This is a genomic window from Haloquadratum walsbyi J07HQW2 (assembly GCF_000415985.1).
Taxonomy (GTDB): Archaea; Halobacteriota; Halobacteria; order Halobacteriales; family Haloferacaceae; genus Haloquadratum; species Haloquadratum walsbyi_B.
The window spans coordinates 1,978,099-1,999,053 of record NZ_KE356561.1 but is presented as its reverse complement, the minus strand read 5'-3'; the positions used below and the strand labels follow the sequence as shown (position 1 = coordinate 1,999,053).

The 20,955-nt window shown below is 56.3% G+C and carries 30 protein-coding genes and 5 pseudogenes; 14 read left to right on the top strand and 21 right to left on the bottom strand.

Annotated features, from left to right (window positions below):
- Window positions 1–66: 66 nt before the first annotated feature.
- The 4 genes from J07HQW2_RS18350 to J07HQW2_RS18335 all read right to left on the bottom strand — a co-directional run bounded on the left by J07HQW2_RS18350 (window position 67) and on the right by J07HQW2_RS18335 (window position 1,785).
- Window positions 67–318, bottom strand: coding sequence for a hypothetical protein (locus J07HQW2_RS18350; protein WP_303704053.1), 252 nt, complete (start codon window positions 316–318; stop codon window positions 67–69).
- Window positions 319–888, bottom strand: a complete 570-nt coding sequence (locus tag J07HQW2_RS18345; RefSeq protein WP_303704353.1) for a DUF8069 family protein — start codon at window positions 886–888, stop codon at window positions 319–321. It abuts the gene before it with no gap.
- Entirely contained in the window at window positions 872–1,264 is a 393-nt protein-coding gene (locus J07HQW2_RS09400; protein ID WP_048075229.1) for a hypothetical protein, read from the bottom strand. Before J07HQW2_RS09400 ends, J07HQW2_RS18345 begins: the two co-directional genes overlap by 17 nt.
- A gap of 230 nt (window positions 1,265–1,494) precedes the next feature.
- Window positions 1,495–1,785, bottom strand: a complete 291-nt coding sequence (locus J07HQW2_RS18335) for a Fic family protein (RefSeq protein WP_303704052.1) — start codon at window positions 1,783–1,785, stop codon at window positions 1,495–1,497.
- Between the two features lie 476 nt (window positions 1,786–2,261).
- Between J07HQW2_RS18335 and J07HQW2_RS20000 the strand changes: the two are divergent.
- A pseudogene (locus J07HQW2_RS20000) lies at window positions 2,262–3,184 on the top strand (helix-turn-helix domain-containing protein).
- A 35-nt stretch (window positions 3,185–3,219) separates the two neighbouring features.
- Here J07HQW2_RS20000 and J07HQW2_RS19995 read toward each other — a convergent pair.
- Both J07HQW2_RS19995 and J07HQW2_RS18300 read right to left on the bottom strand, forming a co-directional pair.
- Window positions 3,220–4,457, bottom strand: a pseudogene (locus J07HQW2_RS19995) (RNA-guided endonuclease InsQ/TnpB family protein).
- Between the two features lie 3 nt (window positions 4,458–4,460).
- On the bottom strand, window positions 4,461–4,589 hold the full coding sequence (locus J07HQW2_RS18300; protein WP_021055238.1) for an AbrB/MazE/SpoVT family DNA-binding domain-containing protein: 129 nt from the start codon (window positions 4,587–4,589) through the stop codon (window positions 4,461–4,463).
- 170 nt (window positions 4,590–4,759) lie between these two features.
- Between J07HQW2_RS18300 and J07HQW2_RS19990 the strand changes: the two are divergent.
- Both J07HQW2_RS19990 and J07HQW2_RS09375 read left to right on the top strand, forming a co-directional pair.
- A pseudogene (locus J07HQW2_RS19990) lies at window positions 4,760–4,942 on the top strand (hypothetical protein); the annotation flags it as partial.
- Window positions 4,929–5,234, top strand: coding sequence for a hypothetical protein (locus tag J07HQW2_RS09375; RefSeq protein ID WP_021055236.1), 306 nt, complete (start codon window positions 4,929–4,931; stop codon window positions 5,232–5,234). The pseudogene J07HQW2_RS19990 and the gene J07HQW2_RS09375, both read left to right, overlap by 14 nt.
- 134 nt (window positions 5,235–5,368) lie before the next feature.
- Here the strand turns inward: J07HQW2_RS09375 and J07HQW2_RS09370 are convergent.
- Window positions 5,369–5,940, bottom strand: a pseudogene (locus J07HQW2_RS09370) (hypothetical protein).
- Entirely contained in the window at window positions 5,937–6,302 is a 366-nt protein-coding gene (locus J07HQW2_RS09365; protein WP_021055234.1) for a hypothetical protein, read from the bottom strand. Before J07HQW2_RS09365 ends, J07HQW2_RS09370 begins: the two are co-directional and overlap by 4 nt.
- 183 nt (window positions 6,303–6,485) lie before the next feature.
- Here J07HQW2_RS09365 and J07HQW2_RS18295 point away from each other — a divergent pair, with 183 nt between their 5' ends.
- The gene (locus J07HQW2_RS18295; protein WP_303704049.1) at window positions 6,486–6,638 is read left to right on the top strand and encodes a hypothetical protein; all 153 of its coding nucleotides are present in this window, start codon (window positions 6,486–6,488) and stop codon (window positions 6,636–6,638) included.
- A gap of 36 nt (window positions 6,639–6,674) precedes the next feature.
- Here J07HQW2_RS18295 and J07HQW2_RS09360 read toward each other — a convergent pair whose 3' ends face one another.
- Window positions 6,675–7,214, bottom strand: a complete 540-nt coding sequence (locus J07HQW2_RS09360) for a hypothetical protein (protein ID WP_021055233.1) — start codon at window positions 7,212–7,214, stop codon at window positions 6,675–6,677.
- 202 nt (window positions 7,215–7,416) lie between these two features.
- On the opposite strand from J07HQW2_RS09360, the gene J07HQW2_RS09355 reads away from it, so the two are divergent.
- Both J07HQW2_RS09355 and J07HQW2_RS09350 read left to right on the top strand, forming a co-directional pair.
- A complete protein-coding gene (locus J07HQW2_RS09355) occupies window positions 7,417–7,713 on the top strand; it encodes an AbrB/MazE/SpoVT family DNA-binding domain-containing protein (protein ID WP_021055232.1) in 297 nt (98 codons plus the stop codon).
- Window positions 7,710–8,147 (top strand): PIN domain-containing protein, encoded by a 438-nt coding sequence (locus tag J07HQW2_RS09350; RefSeq protein ID WP_021055231.1) that lies wholly within the window; start codon window positions 7,710–7,712, stop codon window positions 8,145–8,147. Before J07HQW2_RS09355 ends, J07HQW2_RS09350 begins: the two co-directional genes overlap by 4 nt.
- 507 nt (window positions 8,148–8,654) lie before the next feature.
- On the opposite strand, the gene J07HQW2_RS18290 is transcribed toward J07HQW2_RS09350, so the two are convergent.
- A complete protein-coding gene (locus J07HQW2_RS18290; RefSeq protein ID WP_021055229.1) occupies window positions 8,655–8,951 on the bottom strand; it encodes a DUF8069 family protein in 297 nt (98 codons plus the stop codon).
- A gap of 321 nt (window positions 8,952–9,272) precedes the next feature.
- Between J07HQW2_RS18290 and J07HQW2_RS09335 the strand changes: the two genes are divergently transcribed.
- Both J07HQW2_RS09335 and J07HQW2_RS09330 read left to right on the top strand, forming a co-directional pair.
- Window positions 9,273–9,563, top strand: coding sequence for a UPF0175 family protein (locus J07HQW2_RS09335; RefSeq protein ID WP_021055227.1), 291 nt, complete (start codon window positions 9,273–9,275; stop codon window positions 9,561–9,563).
- Window positions 9,564–10,082 carry a PIN domain-containing protein gene (locus J07HQW2_RS09330; RefSeq protein WP_021055226.1) on the top strand — a complete coding sequence of 173 codons (519 nt, stop codon included), beginning with the start codon at window positions 9,564–9,566 and terminating at the stop codon, window positions 10,080–10,082. It begins immediately after the preceding gene.
- Between the two features lie 63 nt (window positions 10,083–10,145).
- Here the strand turns inward: J07HQW2_RS09330 and J07HQW2_RS09325 are convergent, their stop codons facing one another.
- Window positions 10,146–10,634: a hypothetical protein gene (locus J07HQW2_RS09325; protein WP_021055225.1), complete on the bottom strand. Its 489-nt coding sequence runs from the start codon at window positions 10,632–10,634 to the stop codon at window positions 10,146–10,148.
- A 188-nt stretch (window positions 10,635–10,822) separates the two neighbouring features.
- Between J07HQW2_RS09325 and J07HQW2_RS09320 the strand changes: the two genes are divergently transcribed.
- Both J07HQW2_RS09320 and J07HQW2_RS18285 read left to right on the top strand, forming a co-directional pair.
- Window positions 10,823–11,395 carry a DUF7437 domain-containing protein gene (locus J07HQW2_RS09320; RefSeq protein ID WP_048075226.1) on the top strand — a complete coding sequence of 191 codons (573 nt, stop codon included), beginning with the start codon at window positions 10,823–10,825 and terminating at the stop codon, window positions 11,393–11,395.
- The gene (locus J07HQW2_RS18285) at window positions 11,395–11,532 is read left to right on the top strand and encodes a PIN domain-containing protein (RefSeq protein ID WP_021055223.1); all 138 of its coding nucleotides are present in this window, start codon (window positions 11,395–11,397) and stop codon (window positions 11,530–11,532) included. Before J07HQW2_RS09320 ends, J07HQW2_RS18285 begins: the two co-directional genes overlap by 1 nt.
- 291 nt (window positions 11,533–11,823) lie before the next feature.
- Here the strand turns inward: J07HQW2_RS18285 and J07HQW2_RS09315 are convergent, their stop codons facing one another.
- Entirely contained in the window at window positions 11,824–12,090 is a 267-nt protein-coding gene (locus tag J07HQW2_RS09315; RefSeq protein WP_303704048.1) for a hypothetical protein, read from the bottom strand.
- Between the two features lie 201 nt (window positions 12,091–12,291).
- Entirely contained in the window at window positions 12,292–12,420 is a 129-nt protein-coding gene (locus J07HQW2_RS18280; protein ID WP_303704047.1) for a hypothetical protein, read from the bottom strand.
- Between the two features lie 111 nt (window positions 12,421–12,531).
- Here J07HQW2_RS18280 and J07HQW2_RS09310 point away from each other — a divergent pair, with 111 nt between their 5' ends.
- Both J07HQW2_RS09310 and J07HQW2_RS09305 read left to right on the top strand, forming a co-directional pair.
- Complete coding sequence (locus J07HQW2_RS09310; RefSeq protein ID WP_006183546.1) at window positions 12,532–13,143, top strand: hypothetical protein; 612 nt, start codon at window positions 12,532–12,534, stop codon at window positions 13,141–13,143.
- The gene (locus J07HQW2_RS09305; RefSeq protein ID WP_021055221.1) at window positions 13,136–13,963 is read left to right on the top strand and encodes a nucleotidyl transferase AbiEii/AbiGii toxin family protein; all 828 of its coding nucleotides are present in this window, start codon (window positions 13,136–13,138) and stop codon (window positions 13,961–13,963) included. The genes J07HQW2_RS09310 and J07HQW2_RS09305 overlap by 8 nt, the downstream gene beginning before the upstream one ends.
- A 932-nt stretch (window positions 13,964–14,895) precedes the next feature.
- On the opposite strand, the gene J07HQW2_RS09300 is transcribed toward J07HQW2_RS09305, so the two are convergent.
- From J07HQW2_RS09300 to J07HQW2_RS09270, 7 genes and pseudogenes are all read right to left on the bottom strand, one after another.
- A complete protein-coding gene (locus J07HQW2_RS09300; RefSeq protein WP_021055220.1) occupies window positions 14,896–15,198 on the bottom strand; it encodes a hypothetical protein in 303 nt (100 codons plus the stop codon).
- A 282-nt stretch (window positions 15,199–15,480) separates the two neighbouring features.
- A pseudogene (locus J07HQW2_RS09295) lies at window positions 15,481–16,718 on the bottom strand (RNA-guided endonuclease InsQ/TnpB family protein).
- 93 nt (window positions 16,719–16,811) lie between these two features.
- Window positions 16,812–17,021: a hypothetical protein gene (locus J07HQW2_RS19590; protein ID WP_343122482.1), complete on the bottom strand. Its 210-nt coding sequence runs from the start codon at window positions 17,019–17,021 to the stop codon at window positions 16,812–16,814.
- A 206-nt stretch (window positions 17,022–17,227) separates the two neighbouring features.
- Window positions 17,228–17,458 carry a DUF8150 family protein gene (locus J07HQW2_RS09285; RefSeq protein WP_021055215.1) on the bottom strand — a complete coding sequence of 77 codons (231 nt, stop codon included), beginning with the start codon at window positions 17,456–17,458 and terminating at the stop codon, window positions 17,228–17,230.
- A 50-nt stretch (window positions 17,459–17,508) separates the two neighbouring features.
- Entirely contained in the window at window positions 17,509–17,841 is a 333-nt protein-coding gene (locus J07HQW2_RS09280) for a hypothetical protein (protein ID WP_303704045.1), read from the bottom strand.
- Window positions 17,842–17,857: 16 nt separating this feature from the next.
- Window positions 17,858–18,136 (bottom strand): MarR family transcriptional regulator, encoded by a 279-nt coding sequence (locus J07HQW2_RS09275; RefSeq protein WP_394324640.1) that lies wholly within the window; start codon window positions 18,134–18,136, stop codon window positions 17,858–17,860.
- A gap of 161 nt (window positions 18,137–18,297) precedes the next feature.
- On the bottom strand, window positions 18,298–18,696 hold the full coding sequence (locus tag J07HQW2_RS09270; protein WP_048075225.1) for a type VII toxin-antitoxin system MntA family adenylyltransferase antitoxin: 399 nt from the start codon (window positions 18,694–18,696) through the stop codon (window positions 18,298–18,300).
- Between the two features lie 178 nt (window positions 18,697–18,874).
- Between J07HQW2_RS09270 and J07HQW2_RS09260 the strand changes: the two genes are divergently transcribed.
- Together J07HQW2_RS09260 and J07HQW2_RS09255 are read left to right on the top strand one after the other, a co-directional pair.
- The gene (locus J07HQW2_RS09260) at window positions 18,875–19,180 is read left to right on the top strand and encodes a toxin-antitoxin system TumE family protein (RefSeq protein WP_021055210.1); all 306 of its coding nucleotides are present in this window, start codon (window positions 18,875–18,877) and stop codon (window positions 19,178–19,180) included.
- A gap of 6 nt (window positions 19,181–19,186) precedes the next feature.
- On the top strand, window positions 19,187–19,714 hold the full coding sequence (locus J07HQW2_RS09255) for an HVO_A0114 family putative DNA-binding protein (RefSeq protein ID WP_021055209.1): 528 nt from the start codon (window positions 19,187–19,189) through the stop codon (window positions 19,712–19,714).
- 764 nt (window positions 19,715–20,478) lie between these two features.
- On the opposite strand, the gene J07HQW2_RS09250 is transcribed toward J07HQW2_RS09255, so the two are convergent.
- Window positions 20,479–20,676, bottom strand: coding sequence for a DUF7557 family protein (locus J07HQW2_RS09250; RefSeq protein ID WP_021055208.1), 198 nt, complete (start codon window positions 20,674–20,676; stop codon window positions 20,479–20,481).
- Between the last annotated feature and the right edge of the window lie 279 nt (window positions 20,677–20,955).

Below are 20,955 nucleotides of genomic sequence, written 5' to 3'. Positions count from 1 at the left end.
TGCGTGCTCGCGCCAGTGCGAGAACAACTCACGGCGGGCATCTTCGTAGGTGTATTCGTGACCGAGTCAGTCCTTGGGCTGACTAGGTTCGTACAGGCGGTCGAAGTGAGGCTCGCCGTGTTCAGTATCGATACGGACGATTTCGATGTGGCTCGCGTAGGGGTCGTCGGGCTGGAAGTGAACGCTGATTCCCCACTGACTGGCGTCTTCTGATGGATCGAATGAGTCGAAGTTCTCTGGATCGGGTTCCACGAAGACCGTTGCGAAGAAATCCCGACCGCGGTGTGGCGGAAGGGTGAGCGTTCGGAGTTTGTGCATCTAGTACACGACCGGCTCAATGACGACGTGTTCGTGCTTCAGGCCAGGGCGTTTCGCCTCGCCGTCACCTCCTCCCTCGTATTCGACGATGTCGAGTTCGGCAAGTCTGCGAAGATCCTTACTGACCGCGCCTTTGTCGCGGTCGAGTTTGCGCGCGAGGTCGCGGACAGATTCAATTTGGTCACCGTGTCGGTCGAGGTAGCCGACGAGTTCGAGGCGGCTCTCAGTGAGGACATCGCGGCCGTTCTCCCGTCTGAGAACGAGAACATCTGTGTAACCCTGCGCATTGAGATTGCCGGCGAACTCGTCCTGCCGCAGAATCCGCCCGGCGATGCGGTCGTCCGACTCGTCAGCCGTATCGGCGTTTGAGCTTGGCTGTGACATACCGTTGTCTATTACATCAACGGTTATAGACTTAGCTGTGAGCCGCCGACTGGCAGCGGAACTGACCTCCTCTGCAGCTCTGGCGGCCTGCCAGCCGCGATGGAAGGCAACGAGTTGGATGATTGAGTCGAACGCTGCGCCACTCGGCTCGTGAACGAGGACCCACTGGTCAGGGATCGGCGTCACTACATTGTCCTCTAATGAGTTCACCAATGACGGCGGGCACTCCGCTCGTCTCTCGGTGGGTCGTGGCGCCGTCACAGGTGCTCCTATCCCGTGAGATGTCATCGCCCGCCGGTTTCAGCGGCAGGCTCTCACCCCACGGGTCGTGGCGGTCAGCGATGTTGACCGCCGTCGCAAGATCGCGTCGCGATCTTGCTGCCCGCCAGACGTAGTCTGGCGACCGCGTTGATGTCTCCGTCGTGCTCCGATACTCAACACTCGTCGCCGTTCCGGTGCCCGACGTGACCGCACTCGTGACACGTCTGACTCGTGTATCTCCGACGCGCGTACTATCCTCGATTTTCCCCTCCTCGTAGTAGTTCTCCCCACACTCGAACACAGTATTGGTGCATACGTCGCGAGTGTGGATTTGTTACACTCTCATTGGAGGATATTGAACAGCTCAACTGCTTTGTACTCCTTCCGGCGCTCTTTGCCAGTTACTTCCCCGATGAGATCATGTTATTCGAGATCATCAACAATCTTGTAGACGGTCCGGCGTGAGACGTCGAGATACTTCACGAAATCTGGTGCGGTAAAATACGGATACTGAAGTAACTGCCGAGCGAATTAGTCTGTATTCGTGCTGCCTGCGTACTCTGTCTTGTAGCGCTCTTGGAGACCACGGAGTCGGTGCGTCCGGTCGTATGATATCTCAGCATGACTTCGGAGGCCTTCGAGGAAGAGTGTGAGCCACTCGTCCCATGCTCCCTCTTGACTCATCGCGTGCACACGCTCGACGTACTCAGTTTTGTGATGATTGAAGCACGCGCTCGGGTATGTATACAAGTTTTCGAGGTACCCTTCGCTCGTCAAATACAGAATAATGAGGAGCGGTCCAAGTCGACCGTTCCCGTCCAAGATGGGGTGAACTGTCTCAAAAACTCAGATTTGCACGTTGAAGTAGGAGCGTGACGTAGGCGGTAGGAGGAACAGATAATGCCGATTACGGACTTCCCCGAGGCTAACGTTAACATGCGAAGCTGAATCCAAAAATAGTAGATGATGGCGGCGTCGACGGGCGGGTCGTAACAAAGAACCTATTCAACCGGGCTCGACGCTCAGTCACACAGCTGACATCCCAGTGGACTTACAAAAGGCGAGCCCGCCCTGACCGTCTCCCAACCATGCTAGCACCGAGTGAAATGAGGTGGGCAACGTGGGGCGTAGGATGCCGAGTACCAGAAGAAAGCTCTCCCAAGCTAACGGGCGCCGCCTCACCTGTGAACGGCTGAGGGGCTTTATGATGTTGCTCACCCAGCAGCCTCAGCTGAACCAGCCATATCTGTTGCGCGATAACGAAGTTGTTGATATATAGATTCGTAACTACGCAACAAATGCTCACTGAAGGCAAGATCCGCGCGCTCACTGTCCTCCACAGTGAGCAGACAGTCTCCGAATTTGCGACCCAGCTGGATCGCAGTCTCAGCTACACATCTGAACTCGTCGATCGTCTCGGGACGACCAGACTTGTCAAGACGCGTCGACAAGGAAAAACAAAGCAGATCCGGTCGTCGGACGCAAAAGCACTCGAACTCCTCGCAGACATCATCCAAGAGTATTCGCACATCGACTGACCTGAGCTGTTGTCGGGCGCGACGCTCCGCGTTCTCTACTATCTTGAAACGCCACGGGTCGCAACGGAGCTTGCATGCCGGGTCGACATTCACAGGAGCACTGTCCATCGCGCCCTCGATCCACTTCAGCACCGAGGAATCGTCTATGAAACCGACAACAATGCCTATGCGCTGAACAACGGATTCGAACGATTGAGTGCACTTGCTCAGGAATTCGTTCACCGTGCCCATCGCCAGACCGTCGAACAACACACTGACACCTACAGGATTTCCTGGGAGTCACTCGACGAGTTCCTCGTGCAGACCGCTGACGGGATCACCGACGGGGCCTTCATTTCGACCAGACCGAGCAGTTCCAGACCTACGATCTGCCCCTTCTGGCTCGCGACCGCTGATACTACTTTTATTCGGAGACGATGACTGACCTCTCGCCGTCGACGCTGTGCTGTCATATGCCTGTGATCGATTCGGGAGCGCGGACGCAGTCATACTGCCTGCTCTTGCTCAGCCACGTTGATGTCGACCGTGACGAACTGCGTGACCAGGCCACAAAGTACGGCGTCGAGGATCTCGTTGAGGACTTGCTCACGTACCTCGACACGGGTGGCGAGTAGCGGGCATCTCGACTTCCCGAGTGGGTGGAGTTCCAGGAACTGGCTGAGGACTACGGGGTGTCAGCATGAGAGCGCTATTCGACCGTTCGTGAACTACCTCGGGGTCAAGCCCCGAGGCTTCCCAATTCATCGACACACTTTGCATCGACAGCCTCCCGGTGAGGTGCCGACGCAGGGAGTGCAGTCTGCATGGGCGTTGATTCGGAGCCTCCCGCTCCTATCTGTTTGAGTCCCCGGGTGAGAATATTCGTTGCTGCGTTCAGATCACGGTCTTGAGTGTGGCCACATGCCGGGCACGAGTGTTCTCGCACCCACAGCGGTTTATTTGTCGCGACGCCGCAACTGGCGCATTCTTTGGTTGTGCCTGCTGGATTGACCGTCATAACATGAGTCCCGTGGAGATCGGCCTTGTATTCCAAGAGATTCACAAACCGTGACCATGCGGCGTCTTGCTTGTTTTTCGCGTTCTGGCTGTCTTCCAGCATCGGCTTCACGTCTAAATCTTCAACGGCCACGAGGTCGTACTTTGTGACGAGCCACGTCGTCAGTTTGTGCTGGTAATCAAGCACTTTCCGCTTGATTTCCGCTTGGCTTTGGCGACTTGCTCCCGTTGATCTTCCCAGTTGTGTGAACCGCGTTCTTTGCGGCTAAGTTTTCGCTGTTCACGGCGTAATCGCTCGTATTCATCGGAGAGATCCAGCGTTCCAACGGGAAGATTGTCAGAGGTATGGATATAGTTGGTAATGCCGAGATCAACGCCAACACAGTCTTGTGGGCCGATCTCATCAAGCCCCGGCTTTGCGGGTGTGTTCTCAACCTCAACCACCAGCGAGAGGTACCACTCACCGGTTTTCTGTTTCTTGAGGATGGCTTCGCTAATCTCATCGGCGTCGGGAACAGGCCGATTTGCTCGGATTCTGAACCAGCCGATTTTTTCGAGTCGGAACCGCACAAATCGCTCGCCGCCCGTGTTGTGATCCACGTTCCAGCGGCAGGGTTGATTGTACGACACTGACCGAAATTCACCACGACCCTGCCAGTGGAGCCGACCCACATCATAGCCGTTGTTTCGTCGCTCTTCTAAGCCGTCCAAGTCAGTATGGATTTGGCTAATTGCCTGTTGAGCAGCGTGTTGCGACGGGACTGCAAAGGTTGGCCAGCGGTTTCCCCACTGCTTGAGTCTCTTATGTTGGTCGTAATCAGATGGCTGGTCGTTGTAATCCGCATTGTAGTAGTCCCGAACCGCGTGATTACGGATTTGGCGGAGAATATCGATCTGCCGCCATGCTTCGCTCGCGACCGCATCGGAGAGAGACACTCGAAAGCGAAGCGTTGTCTGCATTCGTTAGTCTAACTTTTCGACGGTGAGTTTCAGTTGATCGCCTGCTTTGAGGTCTAACCCCTTTCGCACTTCTTCAGGAATGGTGACTTGCCCGCTCTGTCTGAGGTCTGGATAACATTCCATGCCGCTCATTGCTATTGATTGGTACTGATTGAGTATAAATCTGTTTATTGTCGGCTTCACCCTCGGGGTCAAGCCCCGAGGCAGTCGCCTTGTGCCGCCTGTACATTCGCTCAGAACTCGAGCGTATCGGCGAGCAGCTAGATGACCCGCTCACCGTCTTCTTGATCGGCGGTGGGGCGATGGCGTTCCATAATCTCAAGACCACTACCAAGGATATCGATCTCATCGTTGCATCAGGTGATGACATCGGGCAACTCCAAGCAGTGCTGCTCGAACTTGGCTACGATATTATTCGGGAACCGGACGAGGAATACGAAGCGCTCGGTGCTCAGCGAATCCTTGAGAACGATGACGGATGTCGGAATCTCGTCGGCCAGTTATGAACTAACGAAAATAGAACGGCAGGAAGCGCAACAAGAAGCAAATAAACGACACCGCCTGATGGTTATTGAACCCCCAGAAGACAATCAAGGGACGATCTACCTCTCAGAAGTCAAACCGGGTCCCGAAAAGGAATTCATCTACAATCTCCCAGATGCTGAAATCTCCGATAAGGAGAAACAAGAGCTAACTGAACTAGAAAATGGAGATCGAATTGAAGTCAAAATTCGTGAGACGATGGGTGGTGCTGCTGTGCTTGAGGAAGTGTATTAGACAGATATGGATACAGACCACGCCATAGAAAGTCTAATTGAGCGAGAACGCTTATTATAGGAATTACTAGAGGTATTGATACAGTACAACTGAAAAGCTCACCTTCTACATCTGCCGCATGAAATTAGGTTGGGCTACTCTTCGAGGCGTTCTCGTACTTGAGTGACGTACGGACTGGTGTCCCAACTTCGATGCGGACTGATCACGGAAAGCAGCGTCCGCGCCTCTTCATCGGTCAGATGACCGTTCCGGGCGTACTCACTGATGAGCCGCGGTGTCGGCACGATCCGCGGGCCCTGTAGCACGGCGTGAATCAGCGGGAAGTTCGTCCCACCAAACTCGTCAGTGAGAAAGCCGTCAACGTCACGTGCGTTCGCAAAAACGATTCCGTCGGTTTCGCCGTCGTCGAGGCCGAACGTCGGCCGTGAGTCCGGGGTTTCCGTCCGCTCGTGGGGATCCTCGATGGTGTAGAAGTCACGAGCGACGAGTGCGTTCGTCGCTGCAGCGCCGTGGATATCCTGATACTGGGTGAGATCCTGGAGTTCAGTGACAACCTCTGGGGGCACGAACACGTCACAGGAAGTGAGCAGATACTGCAGGGGGCGGGCTCAGTGGCAGTATCGTACGTGTCGTCAGCCCGTGGTACGGTCAGACTGACCAGTGCGCTCGTGTCAGCGACGATCATCCGCAATCGCCGCTCGGTCATCGCTCGTCGGCAGTCGTGTCGACTGTCACTGCATCCCCATCATAGATGCCGACGTCCTCAGGAGTCGCAAGATCAAGCGGCTTGTCCTCAAGATCTGTCGTGAGCAGCCGCAGTCGCTGAGCAGTTTCGGCGCTGATCAACTGCTTGACGGTCTCGAATTCGAGCTGGTCGTCGTAGTACTTCGTCGCGACCAACTCCTGGAAGGTCTCGCTGTCCGCGGTCTCCTCGATATATTCACGGATGGCCTTGACAAGCAAGTCTGTCCGATCCGTATCGAAGAGTTCGGCGATCGCGTCGAGTCGGTCGACAAGGTACTCCGGAGACTTGAAGTGGACGCGTCGCGGCTCGTCACTCGAATTCATTTTATGTGCGCATCTTGCACATAGAGGAATAACCGTTTCGACGTCTGCACACAGCGTGCACATCGAGAGGAGAGATCAGGAATCGTCCTGTTGCGCGTTTAGCTCTGCAAGGAGTTAGCCGGTCATCGTCGCCATTGTCGATGTCGATGTCGAGTCGATGTCGAAGTCGAAGTCGAGCAGGGCGTGAGTGTGGTCTTGAATCAAGATGACTGCGAGGTCGGCCTGATTGACCCGAACTGTCGCCTCGACGACTGGCGTGAGACTGTGGACACTCCGCTGCGTGCAGACGCCCTTCGCGTCGCCGTGCCCCCAGTCGGCAGCGCCGACGACGCTTGATATGCTCCTCTGCTAGCACGGGCAGGATGTACGAGATCACTCCGAATTCCTCGGTCCTGTCAACGACCTCTTGCTGGAGTTCTTTCCGTGAGGCGGCATACAGCGTCGGGGTGGAACGCGCGTTTTTGACGGCTGAGGTCGTTTTCCCCAAGGCTGGTAGGGCCTAACAAGGTGGGCGTTGTTCCAATCAGTAGTGGTCTCCTCAATCAGGGCTTCGATCTCGTCTCGTGCGTCCTGTAATCGGTCGGCATCAGTATCGAACTCTTCGAGGAGTTCATCAGGATCTGGAAGCACCGGGGCGCGATCGGCTTCTTCGCCTTCCCAGCGAGGGACAGGTGCTCCGCGTTCACATAGTGATGTAATAGCGTCTACGAACCCTTCTTCGGCAAGGGCGTCTTCACAGCCGTCTAAGATGCCTTCTTCACGTGTGACAAACCGTAGTGGGTCTAACGCTTTCTTGTGCTCGCGGCAGTAGAGCAGTCCCGACTCGAAGACGAGAACCCGTCGGTCACTCGCTGAATCTGCCCAGCACGGATCGATTTCACCGACCACGTCACCGTCTCTGAGTCCGGTCACTTCGGAGCGAATCCAGTTAAGATGCCAATGCTCAATCTGGCGAAGCGCGCCCTGGATGACCCACCGGTGCTACCACACCGGGGACTCTCCTGAGAGTCACTCCCGCGGTACTAATACATTGGTCGTGGAGCATTAGATAAAGTCGCAAATCGTTTGACTGCGATACCTTTAGTAATACATAGGGTAATAAGTAGTACTAACGATGGCAAGTAGTACAAACGAACCGAAAGTAGTGCGTGTGTCTCAGAAGGGGCAGGCCACGATCCCGAAGGATCTCCGAGAGAAGTTCGGGATTGAGACGCCGGGCGAGGTGTTCGTCTACGAAGACCAGGGACGCATCATCATCAAGCCGGTTCCGTCGCCGGATGAGCTACATGGTATCCACTCTGGAGAGCGTGAATACGGTGAAGTGCTGGAGCGGATCCGTGAAATAAAGGATGCAGAAAAACGCAAGCAGGACAAGCGAGCGGAACGCCTACGCCCGTCTAAGGACGTATGAGCCGCGGATACGTCTTCGATGCTGAAGCGATCATCGCCTTCCTGTACAACGAACCTGGCCATGAGGCCGTCGCTGATCTTCTCGACGAGGTCTTCAGTGGCGACGCTGACGGATTCCTCACTGAGACAAATGCGAGTGAAGTGCTCTATCTCGTTGCTCGGTTCGAAGGCGTTGATGATGTTCCGACAGACGCCTCGCTGCGGGAAGCTGACCGGGACATTCGTGCTCTTGAACGGCAGGGATTGGAACTCGAAGCGGCTGACTGGCGACTAGCAGCAGAAGTGAAAGCCGATGGGAGTATCTCACTTGCTGACGCCTACGCTGTTGCGCTCGCCCGCGAACGTGATGCGGCGCTCGTTGCCGGGGCTGACGATGACTTTGACGAGCTCTCTATTGAGGTTGACCTACACCGATTCCGAGGTCACGGTGTGTAGAAACGATCTCTACTCAAGTATATCATTTATGTCATCTTCTTTAAACTAAAACCCCTTTAATAACTATAGGATTGAATTGTGTGTGACAGCCCACGATAGAAAACCGTCAGCAGCAGACGCCCTCGGTGTTGATACGTACTTCCGCCTGTGAACCTGCCGTACAACCGTGCTGGCTCCCCGGACAAACATCATATTCTCTATCGGTGAGTGTATTAGCTGTGTCGGCGTACTTTCTGATCGAGTTGGCTGATGGATACCACTGTGGGAACTGAATCATCTACTGCTCGATCACATGCTCCTCAAGCTCGCGCGTCCAGTACGTTGCAAGTCCGCTGGGACTACATCGCTCGCAAAATTGCAACGGGCCTTCGAGATGGCCGAGTTCGACACGAAAGCGCGTGAGTGCTGCGAGCGCGTCGACGATGAGCCCACAGCCATCGCAGGAGTGGTGGCGCTCGTCGGGATCCAACCGCGTCTGGGTGGCGCAGTCGACACAGATTGGGTGCGTCACCCGTTCGTCTCTCCCCCACGTATGCGCCTCGCCCATCCAGGCGGTGAATCGCAGAACGCACACCCAGAGAGCGTCTGTTGCATCAGTGCTACTGGGCTTGTGGAGAGAATGCGGTGGTCAGGGACCGGCGTCACCACATCGTCCTCGACGAGTTCGCCAACGAGACGGCGGGCAGTCTCCTCGTCGATGTCTGCCGTCGCGACTCGGGACGCATCCCGGTCCTGGGCAACGAGTTCGGTTTCGAGCCGGTCGTAGTCGCTTGTCGTGTCGTTGATGATATCTTGACCAGACATAGAAGCTCACGCTCTGAACGCGCTTCGAGCGCGCCTCACGCCGTCCGGCGTTAACGAGATGCTCGCGTCTCGTTCGCACATCAGAGTGTAGACGTTCTGGGGACGCAGACAAACTCACTGGCTGGAGCGTGCCGACAGCCGGATGACTAACTCGAGTCCTCTGTATTAACCAACACTCTCCGAAATCCATCCCGTCTGTTGGTTAATCTTTCTGCATCTCCACCGACCTCTTTCAGTGACTGTGGGCCTGCTTCACCACACCGGAGCCACGCCACCGAAAGCACCGGAGCGTTTGTATACATTGCATACGAAGTAAACAGTATGGGAACGATCTCCACACGCGTGCCTGACGAGTTAGAGGCCGAGCTCGAGGCGTATCTCGAAGACGAGAACCTCGACCGAAGTACGGCCGTTCGGAAACTCCTCTCCGAGGGGCTTGAGGAGTGGCGTCGCGAACGGGCCCTCGACCAGCTTGCGGCAGGCACTGTCACGTTTAGCAAGGCGGCTGAGATGGCAGGGATGTCTGTTTGGGACTTTGCGCAGCTCGCCAAAGAGCGTGATATCACTTGGGTGGCGGACGATCATCTCGACGCGGATCTTGAGGCACTGTGAATGTGGGCGTGGGTCTTCGACGCCACGCCGCTCATCTCCCTCGCGAAGGTCGACCGTCTCGCGTTGGTCCAGCAGGTCGGCACGTCGTGTGTCATTCCCGAGCGTGTCTACGAGGAGGTTGTCGAAACTGGTCTCGAGCAGGGATATCCGGACGCCCGTCGTATCGAGCGCAGCGTCGACGCCGACAGGTTTGATATCGTGTCGGTTGAGACCACCGCACTGCTGACCCGCCTCCAGGATAATAGCAACCTCAGCGACGCCGATGTCGCTGTCCTCGCCTGCGCCGACGCCCACGATGGCGTGGCCGTGATGGATGAGACGTACGGTCGAGATGTCGCAGCGGCCGAGGGGATCACAACCCGGGGGACGGCATATCTCGTACTGAAACTCGCGGGCGAGGGAGCGCTCAGTGTCGACGATGCCCGAACCGTGATTGATGCGATGATCGACGATGGCTGGTACTGCGCTCCCGATGTCTACGCGAAGATCGTCCAGAAACTCGACTCACTTGCGGACTGATGTGTCCCCGCTGCGGCACGGAGAGTATGCTCCATAACGAGGATGCGTTCTCGTTTCGGTCTGTTAGAGCCAGATTACGAGGTCGGTCACGAGTGTCACGAGTCCGAGCGCCAGCCACGTCGTCCCCGCTGCGAGACGCCGCCAGAACCGCCTCCCCAGCTGGCGGAGTTGATCACGGAGGGCTGCCCGCTGTTCCGTTTCGAGGACCGCGACTTCGTCGTAGTAATCGCGCCGCTCTGCGGGAAGCGTCCGGAGTGTCGTCTGGCACTCGCTGCAAGTGTATTCGAACTCTGCTCGGACGTGCTGGCAGCAGAATTCTTGCTCGCCGCCCTCGTCGTAGCCTGTGACCTCGTACACGAGGAGTTTCGAGACGAAGCGACGAGCCCCGCATTCCAGACAGTGGTTCAGCCTGAGCGTTGGCGTTCCATCCTCGCTGCTCGCATCGTCTGACCACGACGGCTGCGAATCTGTGTCCTCGGTCTCTCGAGGTGAGCTCGTGTGGTTTTCTGATGGCGATGCACTCGCTGTCTCAGAGTTACTGAACGTCGACATGGATTCACCTGTGACTGCACTCAGCTGACACCTGGCTGGGCACCACAACGGCTCTCCTGGCGGTGCCTATCGGGTCCCCTTCTCCCCTGAAGGGCGGAGCTTGTCGGTGGACTCCCGTTCTGACCACTAGCTACTCAGCGCAGCTCCGATGGGGCAAAGGTCAATACACCATACATAGAATATGTATTATGATGTCGATCGACAACCGAATCGCGGGCACCCAGACCGACCCCGAGGAGACGTTTAATGACTTCCTCACCTACGCTGAGCTGCTGAACACGCCCCAGCTCGCCCAGCTGTACACGTTTATTCTCCGAGATGGGTCCGTCGAGATCGAGACAATCAAAGCGGAACTCGACATACCGCACTCGACCACATACAAGTATCTCGGACGGCTCGAAGAGATGGGCATTCTTACTCGGTATGACGACGAGACGCCGACCACAGTGACCGTTGAGCCGATTCACCTCCAACTAGATACTGACCACGGTGTCGTCACCGCTACACCTGTCCTGCTCGATGCAATCGGTCGGCAACGCGATACGGAGGATATCCGCGTGTTCATTGACCGCCAGGGAATCCCCAAACTGGTCGCCGCTCTTCACTACACGCTCCGGATTATGGACGGGGACTTCACCCAGCGGACAGCCGCGAACAAGCTCGGCGTCCATCCCGTCGAGGGAATGACGGTATTCACGCCTCTTCAAGACGTAATCGAAGAGGCTGCGGAATACGATCCATATCTTGACCGGGCGAACTGATGGTGTCGAAGCCAGAGATCCCACGCGATAGTACGGCTATTATCGATAGTAGCGTTCTCATCTCGATGGGTGGGCCTGCCAATGAACAGTATCAGGCATTCGAGCAGTTCGTGACAGATCGAAACCTCACCGTGTGAACCCACCCCGGGGTCACATCAAAGCCTCGGGGCTTCCTGCTTTTCCGACAGAACTTACAAACCCATTCTCACCGTGAGAATGGATTCACAGAGGTTCCAGTCTCAACAGGCGTTGATTCGGAACGTCCCATCCCTATCTGTGTTGGACGGTACGAGGTGTCTGACCGTCCTTGTTATCGGACTCTCAGCCAAACACACTGACCATCACGTCATAATCGGCAACCCCCACTGTCCTAAATGTTACGGATATGTGGAGTGAGTGTCGGCTTCACCCTCGGGGTCACATCAACATCAAAGCCCCGAGGCAGTCGCCTCGTACAGCTTGTACATCTCCCCGTCCTCGGCGATCCGGATCCGGATCCGGCTACCCTCGCTCAACATCGAATACATCTCATTGAGCGGCATTGCCATCCCCCAGTACCCCTGATTTTTGAGTTCGGTAACCAACTGCTCAGTCTCCGTTTCAGACAGCGACTCCAGAATGACGTCGATGTCCTCTGTCGACCGAGATCGCCCAGTGAGGATCGCGACGTACCCACTGACGATGACGTACTCCACTTCGCAGGCGTCGAGAATTCGTGTAAACGTGCGCTTGAATCGCGGGACGTTGAACGTGAACGGCGAGTATTCGCCTGCCTGTGAAGGCTAGAACGGGAGTCCACGTGAAAGCCTTACCCTCAACGAGTAGGGTAGGGTAGGGTAGTTTACACGCTTCGTCAGTCATAGCGGGTCGACAGGAAGAAATTTGAATCTGACTCGCTAGTTCATCGCCTGCTGGAATCGCTCGCGAAGCGCACCCTCGCGCTCCTCGAACTTGTCAACCTTTTTTTGCAGGTCGTCGCTGCCGCGTTCGATGCTCGCAAGCGCCCGCTCGTCGACGCAGAACAAAATGAGTTGGACAGAGATGAGAGCCTGAAGCAATTCCGCTTCAGTATATAAGTAAACTGTATTACCGGAATTCCGGTTACATATATAACTGTAGCCGATAATCTAGATATAATGCTACTCGAGAAACCAGCGCGTGAGCGCGGGTTCAAGAAGGAACGCCTCCATCGAGTGCTGCTGAATCACGCTGCTGGGGAGATGAGCTGCTATGCAGTCGCCAATGACGCGGACGTTTCCACCTCGTGGACGTACGACTACCTCGACCAACTCGAACATGACGGGCTCGTCGAGGACACCAGCGTCCTCGACCCAGCAGCTCTCTATGACCGCTGGGTGGAGACGCGGATCGAGCCGAACTCGGTTCGCGTCTCGCTCCAACAACCCCTGGAGACGGTTCGCGAGGCAGGCCTCGACTATGCGCTCACGACCGACGAAGCCGAACAGGTTCACCAAGGATTCCTGTTCGCGTCGACGACGGCACTCTACGTGCGAGAGGAGGATATCAACGATTGGCTGAGCGTGATCGAACAGAAGGGGTTCGTCGGCGGCGGGAACACTGAACTTCGCGCGACCGACGAGCACGTCTTCTACAATACGCAGACGGTCGACGAGGTCACGACCGTCTCGATCCCACAACTGATCGTCGATCTGCTCGACGAGGACGGTCCGGCAGTCGAAGCCGCGAATCGCCTCCTGAAGCAATACCACGGGCTGACCGATGAGTAACGCGGATCGCAGCCAGTACGCCGAGCCGGTGACATCCCTCTCGGAAGGCGAACTGCAGGATGTCCTCTCGGCTGCCGAACCACCCGTCTGTCTACTCGGCGGGTGGGCGGTCCACCTCCAGGTCACGGACGGCTTCCAAGCCGCCCACGACCGCGCGTACATTGGCTCCCGGGACGTCGACCTTGGGATCCACATCGACCCCTCGTGGTCGACTGACGAACTACACACAGCACCGGTCACAACCACGCTCGAGCGTATCGAGAACGACCTCGGGTACAGCCGCGGTCGATTCGGCTTCTACCAGCAGTTCCACAGGGACACACACGAGCGCCTCGACGACACAGCGGCGCGCGACCAGCCGGCACACAACGTTTTTCGGGTCGACATCGACATCATCCCGGATACGACAGCACTCGACGTCTTCCAGAACACCTTTGGATTTCGCCCACCGGCTGAACCCCTGCTCGAACCAGTGTTCGATGCAGACGCGGGAGAGCCGCTCGCCGACTATGTCGACTGGGAGAACCCGCCTGACGCCTTCATCGTCCCAGCCGAACTCCTCGCCGTAATGAAGGTCCGGGCGTTCCCGGATCGCGACAAGAGCCACAAGCAACTGAAGGATCTCGCCGACCTACACGCCCTCCTCTGGTACGTGACCGACTATGCCGATATTCGGTCAGCAGTTCGAGCACGCCTGACCGACGAGGACATTACAGCGTTCGAGTCGATGACGAGCGACGACCTCTACGATAGGACAGCTGGACTCATCGAGGTCGATTCGACCATCGTCCGACAATCAATAGAGCGGCTGTTAGTTTGACGGTACCAGTTGTTCAGCTTTTGATATCCTCCTCCGCGTGAACCCGGAGGAATCCCGAGCGGTGGGAGTTTCAGGTTTGGAGTCCAATCACCAGACTACTAGTCCTTTCGGGCGCAAGTAGTTCCACGGTATCGGACTGGTGGACCGCTGGCGGTGCCAAGCCGCCGGTACCACTATCCTCGACCGTGTTTGGCGTCCCAGTGTTATTTTTGTCACGGGGACGCCAGCAGGCGTCAGCGGATTCAGGGGTATCGTCTGGGTCGCTTCAAGCAGTCGGCACAGGCACACGCTTCGAGCATGTGTGTTCACCGACTGCCATTTCGGATACTGTCTCATTAGATGGGCGGACAGGCCGCCTCCGAAGGACAGTTCAGAATCCGCTCCGTTTCGACCGATTCCTACCCTCAAATTGGGCGGCCTGTCAGTTAAACATCATGGGAACTCAACACACCCGTTTGAACGGTGGTCTGTTGCTCGGAGTGACGGCGCGTATCCACGGCCTGAAGGCCGTTGTATTGCGTCTGTTCCGCGTATAAGCCGCGACATCTACAGATATGCAAGGCAGAGTGCCTCGGGGCTTGACCCCGAGGGTGAATGCCGACATAAACATTTAATTAATCTCGTTTCATGCACCAATTCACAGTCAGAGCACCCTCAAAGACGGATTAAAGATCTTAATCCAATGCTGACTGAGGTAATTAATGGAAATGCGGCACCTCTCAAAACCCGCTGTTGGCGGTGAGACGGGTGCTGTCGGGTGGGGTGGAGCCGCCGACCCTCACGGACGCACCGGGCGTTCGGGTGTCAATTCCAGCCGACCCATCTCGGGAAGGTCGAGAGGACTGAAATTCGCCTGCGTCCGTCCGCCCACTTTTCGGGCGACACGGACAAAACGGTGAAGCCTCGGGGCTTTGATGTGACCCCGAGGTACTTCACACGTCGGCGACCTCGTCGATGAAGTCCTCGTCCAACTGCTGTTTCAACACTCGGAGGTTTGCCGCCTTTTCGGCATCGACGAGCGCTTTGAGTTGCTTGAAGATGATTTCATCGTTGTAATAGGCGGCACCGATCTCCTGGGTGAGTGCGTCGTCGTGAGCGGCGTCTTGGAGGTACTCCCGAAGCGCGGTTACGAGAACGTCGGTCCGGTCTTCCCCGAGGACTGTGGCCAGTGCGTCGGCCCGGTCGATGAGCCGATCAGGGGCCCGAAACTGCACGCGCTTCTTATCGATGCTCATAATGTATATATTGTGAGCCAACGCAATTATAGGTTTTCGTGTGTACGATGGAGCCTCACTCGGCCAAGTGTCACTCGACCACGAGATGCTCCTCGAGGACAAGCCTCAGTACGCCGTGATGGTCGGTTGACCACGAGGCGTCGTCGCTGGGTAGCAATGCAGTCGTGGATAGCTAAGGAGGCGCTGAGAACCTGTTGACTCACTCGTCTTCGAGTGCTGCGTGACATCCTCCCCGTCATGAACGATGGGGCTTCCCGTACCGCAGGTGGGATATTTGCCGGTCTACGACACGACCTGTTCTCTCGTGTGAAACATCCCGCTCTCGCGGTCGAACAAGTATGTCGATGGCTGTGCCATACAGCCGTTACTCCTATCCTCGCCGTGAGGACTCAGAGTTATCTTCTGGCGCATGTTCTCGGCCCCGTTACAATCCGCGTTCCCAACCAACCCACACGAGGAGCAGACGTACAACCAACGGTGCTTCCGGTTCGACTTCGTGTCGTCACCACACCGTGAACACGTCTTCGAGGTGTTCCACTCGTTCTCCTTCAGCACCTCGACACCGCGAACCTCGCCTTTGTATTCGAGGTACTGATAGATGCGGTCGAACGCCCACGAGTGCAACTTCTTGTTGCCCGTCTTGCCCCAATCCGACTCACGCACGTCTTCGGGCCAACTCACCGCAAGCGTTCCGACATCACGTCCAATACACTCTGTGAGGATCGCGTCTGAGAGCACGTGGTAGAAGTCAGCAAGTTTTTCACGCGCCCATATCGACTTCTCAGACGGCCCATTCTCACCCTCAGTGTCGTACTCAGAACGCTAGAAGTAGTGCTTGTCCTGCTTGAGTGAGTTACCGGGGTACAGGACGTATTCATCGGGGAACGCGACTGTGGCGATATTCTTGATGCCAAGGTCGATGCCTGCCACTTCATCGCCTGCTGAGTCGTTGGTTTCGAGGCTGACTTTGCAGACGAAGTGTAGTTCCCATTCGTCGCCGCTCCAGACGGCGCGAACGTTCTGCACTTTGTTGACTTCCGAAAGGTCAACGTCGGGACGAATCCGATACTCACAGAGGAGGAAGTCTGAGAAGTGTTCTTTCAGATTAGAGCCTTTCGAGAGTCGGACGCGGTTGTTCTTGGGGTCGTGTTTGAACCCGTCTTCTTTGAACGTCACCGTGGAACGTGGTCGTTCATCCCCGTGTTTGCGGTAGCTGGGCGGATTCGCCTTGTCGTCTTTTGTCGCAAGTCGAACCACGACTGGAAAGCGTCAGAAAGTTCTTCAATGACTGTCTGACTGGATTGTGCGTTCAAGTCTTTCCAGCACGACTGGTTCTTCATATACGATCTAATCGAGCCTTCATCAGGAATTTCGCCAGTCTGGTTCCAGATGCGGTCGACTGTCCATCGTGCGACGTTCCAGATTTTCGAGGCGGAATCGCCGAGCGAGTCGAGGCCATCACAAACCTGTCGGTTGTTCTGAATGGAACCAACGTAGGTGCGAGTGACCTCAATCGTCATACATAACCTATGTCCAAGTAGTTACTTAAAGCTACGATTGGCGTGGAATATCCGGTCTGTCATCGACGGTGGTCGGTGTCGGAGTTGTCGGAGTCACTCCCGCCGTAAACGGCGGAATTCTCTCCTCGTAGAAGGATAGATCTTCGCGTGGCGGCGTCCGTCGAGCTTTCCCATCTTGAGGGCGACCTCGCGACGCTCGGCGTCGCTCTCGGCTGCCTGATACCGCTCGTAGAGCTGGCGGACCTCGTCGTCGACCGTCTTTGCGTCACCCTCGGAGACATCACCGGTGGCGGGGGCGACAATATCAAGTGGCTCGTTCTTGACATCCGCTTTGAGCAGACGCAGTCGCTGGGCAGTTTCAGCGCCAACCAGCTGCTTAACTGACTCGTACTTGAGTTGGTCGTCGTAGTATTTCGTAGCAACGAATTCCTGGAAGGTCTCGCTGTCGACAGTGATTTCGTCATCGTAGTAAGCGGCCACGATCTCCTGCGAAAGCGCATCCTCGTCGGTCATCGGTCGCGCAGCCGATCGCGAGCGGCCGCGAACCGGACGAGATCCGTGTCGCCAGCCGCAGCCATCTCGTTCGCCGACTGGAGCTGCGAGTCGATGAGCCGATTCTGTTGGCGTGACCACTCACTATCGTCGTGCGTCCGAACGTACTCGGTCCATCGCTTGATCATCCCACGCCGTTGCTCCGTGTTCCGGCGATGGTCGTCCTCAAACTCCTGTGAGTTCAGCATAGTAGTCCTCCACTCCAAGCTCGTTGATGTATGTTTCAAGCTGCTCCGTCTTAAATTGTTCCTCGAGGGTCAAGTACAGTTGCATCTTCGAAATCTTTGCCGCTGAGGCTGTCTGCAGCTTGTGCGAGTCGGAGTTTGTACGCAATTTGGAGTTCGAGCGGGCTGATCTCGATCTGCCCCTCATCGAATGTCACCGTGAGGGGATTGGAGAGGGCCTCACGCTCAACATCGTTTGAAACAAACCACGTCTCGAAGTTCGGGTACATCTCCCCGTCCTCGGCGATCCGGATCCGGATCCGGCTACTCTCGCTCAACATCGAATACATCTCATTGAGCGGCATTGCCATCCCCCAGTACCCCTGATTTTTGAGTTCGGTAACCAACTGCTCAGTCTCCGTTTCAGACAGCGACTCCAGAATGACGTCGATGTCCTCTGTCGACCGAGATCGCCCAGTACGGGCGCTTGTGCCGCACGAGACCGCGGTCCTTCAATCGCGAGAGAATCGCACTGACGGCGTCTGTATCCAGCCCGAGTTGTTCGGCGATCGTTGCCGCCTTCCACGCCCGGTTGTTATACTTGTCGAGGAACAGCACAATCCGCTCGGTATCACTCTGCTCCTCGAATTCGTCGGCGCCAGCGTTCTCGAACTCGTCGATATCGATGGCTGCCTCAGTCATCTTCACGAACCGACGCTCAACGATGTCACGCGTATCTGAGTCGTTCTTGTAGTCCTCGCGATTGATCTGCTGCTTCCGTGCGAGGACGCCCAGACTCTGTTCAATGGTTTCGACAGCGGTCAGAATCCGATTGAGGCGATCTGCCGGCAGTCCTTCATCTGTCATCCGTCGTCCTTTGTATCGCCCGCGGCTGGCACCCCAGCACCATCGTCGCCGAGATGGTCGTCGATCCTGGCCAGAGCCGCATCGAGTCGGTCGCGAGGGGACTGCTGGTCGGACTCGCGTGCCGTGAGTTGGCGGCGAAGCTCGGTGGCGTGCTCCACTGTACCAACGATCAGGACGCCATTCTCAAAGATCGCTGCCGCAAGTGCTGGCGAGACCGTGTGGAGATCCACGAGATCCACATCATCCGTCTCAAGCGCGTCGCTGAGGTCGGCACTCAACCCAAAAAACACGTCGTTGTAGTCCGGATCGGAGGACCGGTGTTCGTCGAATTCGACTGCGAGATCGATGTCGCTCGTTGCGTGGGTCGTTTCGGTGGCGTGGGAGCCGAAGAGAATTGCGAGCCGGATTGGGTACTCCCGGAGCGTAGCCTGGAGGGCATCGAGATTGAGAGCAGCATCGTCGACTCAGCAATTCTCATTGTCAGGAATAAGCCCTCGGGTGATATAAAAACGTAGGTGGGATTCCACGGAATCCATTATATGTTGGCGTGTTGTACCAACATAGGCGGCATAGATGGAATTGGCGGTCATCCACGAGGACCAAGATACGTTCGACGACGGCACCCGGTACGAGATGATCGCCATCGCCATCGCCATCTCAAAAAGCGACGACTACCCCGAAGGAGTCAAGTACCGATTCCAGTACATGCCAGAAGACGGTCGCACGCTACTTCGGTTCGACAACTACCCGAACCATCCCGGGGTAGACCGCCACCACTACCACACCCCCACCGGTGTCAACGACGACATTGAGTACACCGGCCTCAAAGCCCACGTCCAGCAGTTCTATAACGAGATGGACGACCGCCGCGAGAGGTGACTAACCATGCCTGACCAACCCAACACAAACACACCCGACACCCCCGACGACGCCAACAGCACCGACTCTGCGCCCGAGGAGATCGTGATGGACGACATCGAAGCTGAGGCAGGCTTTCTCGAAGACCGTGACCCTGAGGACTACCCCTCGGTGCTCCGGATCACGTCCAACTCCGAACAGGCGCACCGCCAGGACGCGCTCGACCGGTTTGAGCGCTGGGAAGATGGCGAGGAGATCCCGCACGTCATCAACTTCCAGAACCCGAGTGATCTCAGAGCATTGCTCACTGACCGTCGCGTCGAACTCCTTCGGAGTATCATGACCGAGCGCCCGGACAGTATCCGCCAGCTGGCCGAACGACTGAACCGCGATGTCAAGAGCATTCACGACGACCTTCAGGTCCTCACTGACTACGACATCGTCCACTTCGAACAGGCTGGCCGGGCGAAGCGCCCGTTCGTCCCCTACGACACCATTGAGGTCAGTCTCGAAATTTCGACACCGCGCTCAGCTGATGATGCTGCACCAACCTGAATTATCGTCAGTACCGTCAGAGTCGAATCCCCACCCTGCCGACGCTGTTAGCCTACACGAAGAAAGCGAACGAATGAATTCGTGACATCCTCCCACGACTGAAGTCGTGGGCTTCCCACGCCCGATGCGCTGGTTTGGGAACTTACGTTTGCGACCCGACACGCCGATGGGAGTGCCACGCTCCCGTTACTCCTATCCTGTGACGGACTCGGAGTTCCCTGATTATTTACGTCGGTTGGAGCGTCCGAAGGCTTACTTTTTGATGAGGCAAACACCAACTCAACTGCCAGTTTTCGGACAGTCAATCACGATGGGAGACCACCGCAATGACAAATATAAATTCGGTGTGTGGACTCAACCATTTCGATGACAGTGTTTGAGAACCGTCCGGCGATTCATCCCACGAGTAAAGTCGTGTGGGTTTTCGCGCCTAATCTCTATAACCCCGACGATGACTGATAGTGATTAGTTCGAATAGTTTTACCGATGGTGTCGAATGACGCGAGTTCAGCGGCTCCAATCACCGACACGCATAATCACGGCGGGAAAGACTTACACTAATCACTATGAGAGAGTTGATGTCCCGGTTCGAGGTTCCGGTCTCAGAATTACTCAATCTTATTTTTAGCCTAATTCCGCGTTGCAGATTTCTAGCGATAGACGGCAAGCGAATAGGTAGTGATCTTACACTTCTCTAACGGAGCAAGGGGACTGACCGTTTGATGAGGCAAGAAAGACTTACGAGCTACCGAGGAACAGGGACATCACTGCTTGAAGCTCCCCCAAGAGCGCTCTATAGCCTCTCGTGTGCGGTCAGCCTGCTCCTCACTCCACGTACCGATATTGATCGGCTTTTCGCTCTGAGCGAGACATTCGAGGAGTTCGTCAAACGTCTCGTCCTCCCGTTTCAGGCTCTCTAGCATCTGCTTCGTCTCGTCGGAAACCCGGATAGACGTGCTCATATGTATTCAGTCTGCATACAGGCTCAATCATCTTTTGACGAGAACGGAGACGGAGACGGAGACGGAGACGGAGGTTAGATGTCGTTGAAAAACCAGTCCGGAGCACCCGCGCACTCCGCACAACGCCTATGCGTCTGAGAGATCGACAGTTCGTCCGGGTGAGGTGACGACGACGACAACGAGAGGCGAACATTCCTCGGGAATAATGTCTTGACCCGAACCTCTAGTATATGATATGACTTCAGCGCGAGGACCGCGCCGACGCCACGTTCCTCGTTG

Bases quoted from the DNA above. Each gene is read 5' to 3' on its own strand.
- J07HQW2_RS09325 (WP_021055225.1), bottom strand. From the start codon at position 10,634: ATGTCGACGTTCAGTAACTCTGAGACAGCGAGTGCATCGCCATCAGAA.
- J07HQW2_RS18290 (WP_021055229.1), bottom strand. From the start codon at position 8,951: ATGTCTGGTCAAGATATCATCAACGACACGACAAGCGACTACGACCGG.
- J07HQW2_RS09355 (WP_021055232.1), top strand. From the start codon at position 7,417: ATGGCAAGTAGTACAAACGAACCGAAAGTAGTGCGTGTGTCTCAGAAG.
- J07HQW2_RS09250 (WP_021055208.1), bottom strand. From the start codon at position 20,676: ATGAGCACGTCTATCCGGGTTTCCGACGAGACGAAGCAGATGCTAGAG.
- J07HQW2_RS18300 (WP_021055238.1), bottom strand. From the start codon at position 4,589: ATGAGCGGCATGGAATGTTATCCAGACCTCAGACAGAGCGGGCAAGTC.
- J07HQW2_RS09330 (WP_021055226.1), top strand. From the start codon at position 9,564: ATGTGGGCGTGGGTCTTCGACGCCACGCCGCTCATCTCCCTCGCGAAG.
- J07HQW2_RS09310 (WP_006183546.1), top strand. From the start codon at position 12,532: ATGCTACTCGAGAAACCAGCGCGTGAGCGCGGGTTCAAGAAGGAACGC.
- J07HQW2_RS09275 (WP_394324640.1), bottom strand. From the start codon at position 18,136: ATGACTGAGGCAGCCATCGATATCGACGAGTTCGAGAACGCTGGCGCC.
- J07HQW2_RS09320 (WP_048075226.1), top strand. From the start codon at position 10,823: ATGATGTCGATCGACAACCGAATCGCGGGCACCCAGACCGACCCCGAG.
- J07HQW2_RS09335 (WP_021055227.1), top strand. From the start codon at position 9,273: ATGGGAACGATCTCCACACGCGTGCCTGACGAGTTAGAGGCCGAGCTC.
- J07HQW2_RS09305 (WP_021055221.1), top strand. From the start codon at position 13,136: ATGAGTAACGCGGATCGCAGCCAGTACGCCGAGCCGGTGACATCCCTC.
- J07HQW2_RS09375 (WP_021055236.1), top strand. From the start codon at position 4,929: ATGACGGATGTCGGAATCTCGTCGGCCAGTTATGAACTAACGAAAATA.
- J07HQW2_RS09260 (WP_021055210.1), top strand. From the start codon at position 18,875: ATGGAATTGGCGGTCATCCACGAGGACCAAGATACGTTCGACGACGGC.
- J07HQW2_RS09365 (WP_021055234.1), bottom strand. From the start codon at position 6,302: ATGAATTCGAGTGACGAGCCGCGACGCGTCCACTTCAAGTCTCCGGAG.
- J07HQW2_RS09255 (WP_021055209.1), top strand. From the start codon at position 19,187: ATGCCTGACCAACCCAACACAAACACACCCGACACCCCCGACGACGCC.
- J07HQW2_RS09300 (WP_021055220.1), bottom strand. From the start codon at position 15,198: ATGAGCATCGATAAGAAGCGCGTGCAGTTTCGGGCCCCTGATCGGCTC.
- J07HQW2_RS09285 (WP_021055215.1), bottom strand. From the start codon at position 17,458: ATGCTGAACTCACAGGAGTTTGAGGACGACCATCGCCGGAACACGGAG.
- J07HQW2_RS18350 (WP_303704053.1), bottom strand. From the start codon at position 318: ATGCACAAACTCCGAACGCTCACCCTTCCGCCACACCGCGGTCGGGAT.
- J07HQW2_RS09350 (WP_021055231.1), top strand. From the start codon at position 7,710: ATGAGCCGCGGATACGTCTTCGATGCTGAAGCGATCATCGCCTTCCTG.
- J07HQW2_RS18285 (WP_021055223.1), top strand. From the start codon at position 11,395: ATGGTGTCGAAGCCAGAGATCCCACGCGATAGTACGGCTATTATCGAT.